General features: G+C 60.5%; 9 protein-coding genes and 1 tRNA gene. 4 read left to right on the top strand and 6 right to left on the bottom strand.

Going from position 1 to position 9,122, the window contains the following annotated elements; genetic code table 11:
* Together RI518_RS07305 and RI518_RS07300 are read right to left on the bottom strand one after the other, a co-directional pair.
* Positions 1 to 793: glycosyltransferase (locus tag RI518_RS07305; RefSeq protein WP_310689731.1), on the bottom strand; the 793-nt coding region annotated here is incomplete at its 3' end.
* 24 nt (positions 794 to 817) lie between these two features.
* A tRNA-Lys gene (locus RI518_RS07300) sits at positions 818 to 890 on the bottom strand.
* 129 nt (positions 891 to 1,019) lie between these two features.
* On the opposite strand from RI518_RS07300, the gene RI518_RS07295 reads away from it, so the two are divergent.
* Positions 1,020 to 2,111 carry a DUF3048 C-terminal domain-containing protein gene (locus tag RI518_RS07295; protein WP_310689730.1) on the top strand — a complete coding sequence of 364 codons (1,092 nt, stop codon included), beginning with the start codon at positions 1,020 to 1,022 and terminating at the stop codon, positions 2,109 to 2,111.
* 10 nt (positions 2,112 to 2,121) lie between these two features.
* Here the strand turns inward: RI518_RS07295 and RI518_RS07290 are convergent, their stop codons facing one another.
* Entirely contained in the window at positions 2,122 to 2,487 is a 366-nt protein-coding gene (locus tag RI518_RS07290) for a DUF2834 domain-containing protein (RefSeq protein WP_310689729.1), read from the bottom strand.
* A gap of 98 nt (positions 2,488 to 2,585) precedes the next feature.
* On the opposite strand from RI518_RS07290, the gene RI518_RS07285 reads away from it, so the two are divergent.
* Positions 2,586 to 3,221 carry a hypothetical protein gene (locus RI518_RS07285; protein ID WP_310689728.1) on the top strand — a complete coding sequence of 212 codons (636 nt, stop codon included), beginning with the start codon at positions 2,586 to 2,588 and terminating at the stop codon, positions 3,219 to 3,221.
* A gap of 245 nt (positions 3,222 to 3,466) precedes the next feature.
* On the opposite strand, the gene RI518_RS07280 is transcribed toward RI518_RS07285, so the two are convergent.
* Genes RI518_RS07280 through RI518_RS07270 form a run of 3 tightly spaced genes read right to left on the bottom strand, consistent with a single transcriptional unit; the run spans position 3,467 to position 7,392 of the window.
* Entirely contained in the window at positions 3,467 to 4,414 is a 948-nt protein-coding gene (locus RI518_RS07280; RefSeq protein ID WP_310689727.1) for an NUDIX hydrolase, read from the bottom strand.
* On the bottom strand, positions 4,411 to 6,624 hold the full coding sequence (locus RI518_RS07275; protein ID WP_310689726.1) for an RNA degradosome polyphosphate kinase: 2,214 nt from the start codon (positions 6,622 to 6,624) through the stop codon (positions 4,411 to 4,413). Before RI518_RS07275 ends, RI518_RS07280 begins: the two co-directional genes overlap by 4 nt.
* Before the next feature lie 54 nt (positions 6,625 to 6,678).
* On the bottom strand, positions 6,679 to 7,392 hold the full coding sequence (locus RI518_RS07270; RefSeq protein ID WP_310672393.1) for a response regulator transcription factor: 714 nt from the start codon (positions 7,390 to 7,392) through the stop codon (positions 6,679 to 6,681).
* A 417-nt stretch (positions 7,393 to 7,809) separates the two neighbouring features.
* Here RI518_RS07270 and RI518_RS07265 point away from each other — a divergent pair, with 417 nt between their 5' ends.
* Entirely contained in the window at positions 7,810 to 8,886 is a 1,077-nt protein-coding gene (locus RI518_RS07265; RefSeq protein ID WP_310689725.1) for a folate-binding protein, read from the top strand.
* A 92-nt stretch (positions 8,887 to 8,978) separates the two neighbouring features.
* A partial coding sequence (locus tag RI518_RS07260) for a histidine phosphatase family protein (protein ID WP_310689732.1) occupies positions 8,979 to 9,122 on the top strand: 144 nt, incomplete at its 3' end.

Genomic DNA, 9,122 nt, shown 5'->3' with positions numbered 1-9,122 from the left:
CGCCTTTATGCGGGTACTTGGTTCCCCCACCGGCCCCAAAGGCCACCACAAGGTCGTCCTGGGGCAGCCCCAGGACACCCCGGGCGACGCTCGTGGGGGTCGGTGACCATTTGTCGCTATCGATGGGGTTCGGAATGACGTGGACGGGCCAGTCTTTCGTGAGGGTGCTTCGGCGCACCTGCTCGGCCATCCAATGACTCGGGCAGATCACGTGGCGGGGTCTTCTCCAGTGGCGCTTTTTCCGCAGAAATGTCTCCCGGTCAATATCCGGGCCCGATTCAGTGTCCGGGCGTGAGGATCGCGAATACCCGTGTTCGTAGCGCGCGTGCGGGGTGTAGTGCTCCGCGCCAGAAAACATCCACATATCCGAAAGGCGCCACACCACGGGGGCCTTGAGGGAGCCAATTTCTGGAATCGACAGGGTGGCATTACCCAACCACCCCAGCATGATCACATCGGGCGCCAGGGCGTTTATTTCTCGGCCGAGGCCGGAATGGTAGAGCGCTTGGGAATGAAGCACCGTGTTATCGGACAGGAACGGTGCGCGGGGGAAATATTTACGAAAGCGGGTGCGGAGAAAGTACTCCGCATATTCCCTCCTGGAGCGAGTGGGTTTACCCCCGATGATTCCGTCGTCGTCGTGGGTTTTATGTACCACCCGGTGCTGAATATCGACGCGATCGGAAAAACCCCGACGAATGGTGTCGTAGAGGCGGTGAACCGCCCGGGCGGCCCCGCCCAAGCTGTCGTGGGCTGCCACAAAGAGCACTCGAGGCTTCGAGCTGCCGGTCATTATCAGGCGTTATCTCTCATGGAGTGGGCCCCGTGGGGCTCGAACCCACGACCCACGGATTAAAAGTCCGATGCTCTACCAACTGAGCTAGAGGCCCGCCAATAGTGTAGTAGCGCGTGCTTGGGGGTGTCACACCTTGGTCGTGTAAAACCCGAGGTGTGAAACAGCTTCGACACATTCGCGTGGCATACTGTCACGGTTGACTCGTGCCTGGAAGGGGCTTTTCATGAACCGCGTCGCCTTGCGTCGTTTTATCGCTCTCAGTGTTGTCGCCTCATTGACGTTGGTGGGGTGTGCCCGGCCCGACGAACCAACCGACGTGGAAGAAACGGATCCTGTTGCTGAAGAGCAAGTCGAGGAAGACGTTGAACCCACCCGCCACCCCCTGACCGGGGAGGAAGTCATGGAGGGCTCCGTGACGGGGCCCGCGGTCATGGCGAAAATCGACCACGAAAACCGCCCGTATGTGAACCTCCACCGCGCGGACATCGTCATCCAGCAGCTCATCCCGCAAAACGGAACCCGCTACATCGCGGTGTACCACTCCGATGTGCCCGACCAGGTCGGATACGTGCGCTCCTTTAGGCCACACGATCTCTACATGGCCTCACCATTTCAGGGTCTTCTCGCCTCCTCGGGCATGTTCGCCCTGGTTGTTCCCTTCTGGGAAGACACCGAAGCGGCCGGCGTGAGACAGTACGTCTGGGACTACCGCACCGAAGAAGACCGCGACCTGTGGTCCACGGTGGACAAGGACTACGCAAATGCCTCGAGTGTGCTGTTTGCTGCCGCAGACGCCCAGGCCGCAAACGCCACCCTCGAGCCACCCCAGCAGTATTTCGACTACGTGTCAGATCCGGCGGAGTCCTCTGTGGCGGCGGGAGCGCCGGTGTCGAACTTCACCACCTACTTCAGCGAATCGGACACCAATAACTACGTCACCTCGGTCTGGGAGTGGAATGCCAGCACCGGTCTTTTCGAGAAGAACTTCATCAACGGAGAACCCGTTGAGGTGGAATCTGGTGAACAGCTGGCGGTGACCAACCTGGTCGCCATCAGTGTCGAACACGACGATTTCGTGGGCCAGCCCACCGCTCGCATGCCAAACGGTGGCGGATCCGCCTGGGTGGCAAGCGGTGGGAAAGTCATCGAAGCCGACTGGGAAGGCGGGGCTAATACCGAACCGATCAGTCTGACTTCTGGCGGTGAACCGGTGACTCTCGCACCCGGGAAGACCTGGTTCATGATTTTCCCCGGCGATGCCTCGACAGCCCGCACCGCCTCGTGGGGCGGGCCAGGAAGCGTGTCCTACGAATAAGACCCTGTAGTTAGGCTGCGGTCTCGGTGATTTCTGCTGATGTTCTCGCCAGTGCGCGCTCGCGCATGGCGAGAAACAGCGGAAAAGTAAACGCGAAGGCCGTGAGGCCAGAGGCGAGGATGTAGGCCCAGAGGTAGCGCATCCCAAGCCTTCTGCCCTCGAGGAGAATAAACGCCGAACCGGCGAGTGCGACGACTAACAGGTCTAAGGAGAGGACCCAGTCGAGCGAGCTAGTAAACCAGGCATCGAGGTAGTCTCCGCTGGTGGCACCAGCCATCACCGCGAGGCCATTAAACACCCACGCGGTGACGAGGCCCACGACGGAGACGATGAGGTAAAACCAGAACCTGGAGCGCTGTGCGCGTGTCATTGTCATGGAGCCACGCTAGGGCCTGGGGCTGAGTGGCTCCACCAACCGGGTGGAGCGCGCCGGTGGTGGGTGGGATGCCCAGCATCTGCTCCTACCCTGGAGGCATGTCGAATCGTCCGCACAAGCCCGTCTCGATGGCGCCGTGGCGATTAGAAGCCTCCGAGAGTGAAGAAGACGCCATATGGCGACTACACCCGGAGAGGCGACTCGCCATCGCCCACGACACCGCCCAACTGCTCGTTCGAGAACAGCGCGGGACGGACTCAGACGACACCCTCTCGCGCATGAAGACCTTTGTGGACCAAGAAGGTGTCGACACCCTGGCGGAGCTGTGGTCGAGCGCTGACCCGGTCAGCCTGCCCGGCGCTCTTTGGCGTCTTTTTGGCATTCGCGAACAGGTTCGCGTGCGACCAGACGTCATCGGTGAAGTGGTTCAGCGCGGACTCGACGCACTCGAGACGATTGACCCGGTCGTTGTCGGGGCAGAAGAGCCGGTCACCGCCGCGGGTGTGGGAGAAATTATCGACCAGGTCCTGCGCGGAGGCTTTAGCGGTGATCTCGCTAATGCCCTGGAGCGCGCTTCCGCACTGGCCCGCGTGATCGCGGCCGGGCTTCTGCACTGGCCAGAATCTGATACCGACCGCGAACACGACGTGGCGCTTCGAAGCCTCTCCTGGGGAGTGGTCGCCACTGAGCTGGCTGATTGCGCCAGGCGCGAAAAAAACGGCCAGCTTCGCTAACCCGACGGCCGTTAGGCTGGCATCGCCTGGTCGCAGTAACCCCGGGCTCCATTATTTGCCGCTGCGAGCGGCCTCGCGCCGAGAGGCGTTCTGCGACCAGGCTTTTACTTTTAGGCCGTCCCAGGGTCCGTAATCGACGCCTCTAGGTGGCGAAACAATCGCTCAGCCGAAGGCGAGAAAATCCTCAGGACAGCTACGGACTCTTCGGAGTCGTTAGTCCTCGGAGTCGTTAGTCTTCGGAGCCGTTAGTCCTCTGGGGCGTGGTGGGACTCGACGGCCACGATGCGGGGCTTATCGGTTTCACTGGAGAAGTGGATCACCACAAATTCGCCGGTACTCATGCCCAGGTGTTGTTCGACGAGGCGACTCGAGCCCTTTTGGCTGACTTCCCCGGCCGCTTTGAGAATCTGTGGCAGGACCGGTCCGTGTGAGCAGAGGACGGTCGGGCGGTGTTTGGACACCGTCTTTCCCACGATGCTGATTGGACCCTCGGCACTGGGCTCCCAGGCGTCCTGACTGATGCGTTTTCTGGTGACCACGTCGAGTCCGGTTTTCTTCGCGACCGGTTCGATGGTCGCCAAACACCGAGTGGCGGGGCTGGAGACCAGGCGTTCTGGACCAAACGCGGCGATGCCGCCGGCTTGGTGTTTGGCTTGGTTTAGCCCGCGTTGGAGCAGTGGTCGGGTGTGGTCCGGGCCATCCCAGTTTTCCCGGGGCATGGCTTTTCCGTGTCGAAGCAAAATCAGTGGAAAGGTGCGCTCGAGACCGGAGTCGACCAGGTGTTGGAAATTCTCCAAAATATCGGCGTCGTGCGGGTAGCTCAGTTTCTTGGGTGCCTTCGCCAGTGAGACCCACTCGAGGGCAAAGATTTCGTTGTTCGATTCAAACGGCGCCCGCTCTGCCTCACCGGGGTCGACCTCGGCGGCCCAGTAAAACACCTGTTTGTCTCGACCGCTCGGGATGTTGTAGTCGACGCGGCCCAGATACGCCCCGAGGGTGACGTGCAGGCCGGTTTCTTCCATAATTTCGCGCTTCGCACACTCCGGAATGCTCTCACCGGGGTCGCGTTTGCCTTTAGGGATGGAGACGTCTTTGTGTTGGGTGCGGTGGACGAGGAGGACTTTGACGTCGCCGTCGACTCGTTTCCAACACACCGCGCCGCCGGCGACGACGGGTTTTTCGCGCTTACTCACCCGGTCGTGCCCGAGCGACTCGTACTGGCTTTGTGACGTGCAGCGATGGCGGACATGGTTTCTTTCTGAATATCGACAAGGCGCTCACCATTATCCGCCACTGCGTGTCGAACCCATTCCCCCGCACTGGTCAAATGCCAGGAGGCGACCTCGTCGCTCATACCCCGCTCCATGTGTTGGAGCACCCGCTCGATGTGTCGGGGGTCGGAGAGTCGAAGGAGCACTTCGATTCGGCGGTCCAGGTTGCGGTGCATCATGTCGGCCGAGCCGATATACACAATCGGGTCACCGCCGTGGTGGAACGAAAAGACCCGGGAGTGCTCTAAATACCGCCCCAGGACGCTTCGCACCCGAATGGTGTCACTGACTCCGGGCAGGCCGGGAATCAGCGCACAAATGCCGCGCACCCAAATATCGATCTCCACACCCGCTTGGCTCGCCCGATAGAGCGCGTCGATGATGATTTCATCGACCAGGGAGTTCAGTTTCAGCACAATCTTTGCGGGCTTTTTCTTCCGGGCCGCCTTGGTTTCGTCGTCGATGTGTTTCAGAAGCCCTTTTCGCAAATACCGCGGTGCGACGAGCAGGCGCGTGAACTTCTTCTCGATGGCGTAGCCGGAGAGTTCATTGAACAGTCTGGCGACTTCCTTTCCGACCGACTGGTCGGAGGTGAAATAACCGTAATCTTCATACAACCGGCTGGTTTTCGGGTTGTAGTTTCCCGTGCCGATGTGGGTGTAGTGGCCGAGGCCGCCGCCTCGCTCTTGTCTGATGACAAGAGCGAGCTTGCAGTGGGTTTTCAGCCCCACCAGGCCATAGACCACGTGGACGCCTGCTTTTTCCAGCTTTTTCGCCCAGGTGATGTTCGCCTCTTCATCGAAGCGGGCTTTGACTTCCACGAGGGCCAACACCGATTTGCCGGCTTCGGCCGCGCGAATGAGTGCGGCGATGATGGGACTGTCACCGCTGGTGCGATAGAGGGTTTGTTTGATGGCCAGCACGTAGGGGTCTTCGGCTGCCTGTTCGATAAACGCTTGAACACTGGTGGCAAAAGATTCATACGGGTGGTGAATCATCACGTCGCCGGCGGCGATGGAGCGGAAAATATTGGGCTCGTCGGTGGGTTCGCTGGGCAGTAAATCGGTGGGGGTGATGGGCACCTGTTTGGAGTATTTGAGATCGGGCCGGTCAATATCGGCTAGTTGGAACAGGCCGTTTAGCCCCAGCGGTGCCGGAAGGCGATAGACCTCCTGGTCGGTAATCCCCAATTCGTTGACCAGCAGTTTCAGCGTGACATCATCCATGTCTTCGGTGATTTCCAACCGAATGGGGGGACCAAAGCGGCGCCGGAGAAGTTCCCGCTCGAGTGCTTGGATGAGGTTTTCACTCTCGTCCTCATCGATTTCGACGTCTTCGTTCCGGGTAATCCGAAACTCGTGGTGTTCCAACACCTCCATGCCGGGAAAGAGCTCACCGACGTGCTGGGAAATGAGGTCTTCGATGGCGATAAAGCGCACCCGACCGGAGCCGTCATCGGCTAAGGGGTAAAACCGGGGAAGAATCGGCGGGACTTTCACTCGGGCAAATTCGACCCGGTCGGTGCGGGGGTCTCTAATACGCACCGACAGGTTCAACGACAGCCCCGAAATATAGGGGAAGGGGTGTGCCGGGTCGACAGCCAGTGGCATCAAGACCGGGAAAATTTGTTCGCTAAAGACCTCGTGTAGACCATCGCGGTCGGATTCGGCCAAATCCGACCAGGATTCGATGTGGATGTGTTCGGCGTCCAGCGCCGGTTTCACCGATTCGTGCAGCGCCTTGGCGTGTCGAATCTGTAGTTCGTGAGCCATCTGGGCGATGTCGTCTAAGACTTGCTGGGGCGAGCGACCCGTATTGGTGGGCACCGCAATGCCGGTCACGATACGACGCTTCAACCCGGCGACGCGCACCATGAAAAATTCGTCCAAGTTACTCGCGAAAATGGCTAAGAACTTCACGCGCTCCAGCAACGGGACCTGCGGGTCTTCGGCGAGCTCGAGGACGCGTTTATTAAACGCTAACCAGCTCAGTTCCCGATCAAAAAACCGCTCCACCGGGAGATCATTCGCCTCCGGAGCACCTTCGTCGTAGTCGTCAATGAAGTCACCACCGACGCCGGTGGTGACTTCGTAGTCGCGCTCGCTTTGGTTGACACTCTCCACGGGGTTCATGCAAACACTGCTTCGTAAACGGTGGGTAACGATTGCGGCGACACGAGTCTCGCCCTAGTTCTCGGCGGCGAGTTTGGCCGTCGTCGCCGGTGCGCTGGATTCGGCGGCGTGTTCGTCGATGACCGCGAAGCGGTAACCGACGTTTCGCACCGTGCCAATGAGCGATTCCATGTCACCCAGTTTGGCCCGTAGGCGCCTGACGTGAACATCGACGGTTCGGGTACCCCCGAAGTAGTCATACCCCCACACTTCGCTAAGAAGCTGTTCCCGGCTAAACACACGGGAAGGGTGGGCGACTAAAAACCGCAGTAATTCGAACTCTTTGAAGGTCAGATCGAGCGCGCGACCGTTGACTTTGGCTTGGTAGGACACCTCGTCGATCACCACTCCCGAGGATTGGATCATTTCCGAGCCGGGTTTTTCGGCTTCTCGGGTCAAAGCCAGTCGAATCCTGGCGTCTACTTCGGCGGGGCCCGCGTGGCTTAAGAGCACATCGTCAAAGCCCCATTCGGAGTTCAGTGCCGCCATACCGCCCTCTGTGACGACGACCATCAACGCTGAGGACATCCCCGTGGTCTGCAGGATTCGACAGAGTGCTTTGGCCTGGGCCAAATCGTGTCGGGCGTCGACGATGACGACTTCGGCACTCGGTGCCCGAACCAGCGAAGCGGGCTCGGCGGGGATGGTCTTCACCCGGTGGGGAAGAAGCGCAATCGAGGGCAACACAGCAGAGGGGTCATCACCGCTTAGCAGCAACACACTGGCCATTGGCTTACCCCCTCCTGGACCCTCGACGATTTCCTGACGGACCCTTTCCTGGCGGACCCTGTGTCTTCCTTTCGGACCCTGTATGGCCACCCGCGCAGTGCGCGCGCCGGCGAACCATCCCTCGAGTGTACCGGGGCTGTCGCTTAGTACCCAGGCGCAGGCGTCTCGTGCGCACTCCTGCCTGGGCAGTGTTCCTCATTACCGTCGGTCGCGGTCGACGCCCTACCGCGTCATGCAATGGCCCGCTGGATGCTCGCGTGTTGGGGTAATTGTCAGCCGGAGCAATAGAATAAAGGGGTGCACAACCTCTTATTCTTGGAACTGTTTTTCCTCGGCCTCCTGGGCCTCGCGGTCTTAGCCATTGGCTGGGTCTCGGGTGTGGTGCTGTTGAACCTTTTTCGGGGGCAGCGCTAAACCGTGGGCTCTTCGCTACTGGGACGACCAGGAGCTGTCGGTGAGACCACCGCCGTCCACTACGGCAATCCTCTAGGCGAGCAGAAAAAGCTCGCCTCGGGCGATGCTGTGGTCGACCTGGGCGACCACGACGTCATCACACTCTCCGGTCCAGACCGTTTGGTCTGGTTGAACTCGATTAGTTCCCAAGATTTCTTGGGTCTCCCGCCCGCCCACACGGTCGAGTCGCTGATTTTGGACCCAAACGGTCACGTCGAGCATCGTTTCTTGGCCGTCGATGACGGCAGTGCGCTGTGGTTGCTGGTGGAACCGGGCACCTCGGAGGCACTCGTCGCCTGGTTGCTGAAAATGCGCTTTCGGATGCAGGTCGAGATTGAGGTCGTGAGCGCGCAGTGGAGCGTGCTGGCCGCGATCGGCCAGCACCCCACTCCGGCGTCGTCACCGATCAATTCAGCGGGGTCGTCACCGGTGCTGTGGCACGATCCGTGGCCGAATATTCAACCGGGTGCCGTGGGCTACGGACCAGAGCCACACCCGGGAGAAGGCCTCTCGCTTGTCTACTGGCTGCACCCCCGCGAGCTGCTCGCACCCGAGTCCTACCCCGAATGGGCGGGCAGTGCGGCCCTCGACGCCCTGTTGGTGCGCTCGGCGAGGCCGACCCTGCACGGGGAAGTCGATGAGAAACTTCTTCCCCACGAGGTCGACTGGATTCGAACGGCCATCCACCTCGAAAAGGGCTGTTACCGGGGTCAAGAGACCGTGGCGAAAGTCCACAACCTGGGCCACCCACCCCGCCGAGTGGTGTTACTACACCTGGACGGCTCTGGTGGGGAATTGCCCGAGCCAGGAAGCGACGTGACCCTCGGCGATAAAAAGGTCGGTCACATCACCCGCGCCGTTCGACACTTCGAATGGGGCCCACTGGCGCTAGCGCTCGTGAAACGGGTGACAGACACCGACGCCGAGCTTCAGGTGGCGGGCCCCGACGGCCCTATCGCCTCGACTCAGGACGTCTTGGTCCCGCAAGACGCCGGTGCGACCAGGCGCGAAGCGATTCGACAAAAGCGCTCCGGCGGTTAGCGCTCCGGGAGTGAACAACGCCCCGGGCCACGCGGCCTCTGCTGCATGACGTTTTGCTGAGTGCTCACTCGCGGCGCGATTAAGCTGGGGGTATGCCTGGGACTCTGATACTTCTTCGACACGGCCAATCCGACTGGAATGAAAAGAACCTTTTCACCGGATGGGTCGATGTGCGATTAAGCGAAAAGGGTCGTGCCGAGGCGACCCGGGCGGGTGAGTTAATCCGGGAGTCAGAG

Source organism: Pontimonas sp. (assembly GCF_031581085.1).
Lineage (GTDB): Bacteria > Actinomycetota > Actinomycetes > Actinomycetales > Microbacteriaceae > Pontimonas.
The sequence above is the reverse complement of the archived record's forward strand: the minus strand, read 5'-3'. Positions and strand labels throughout refer to the sequence as shown.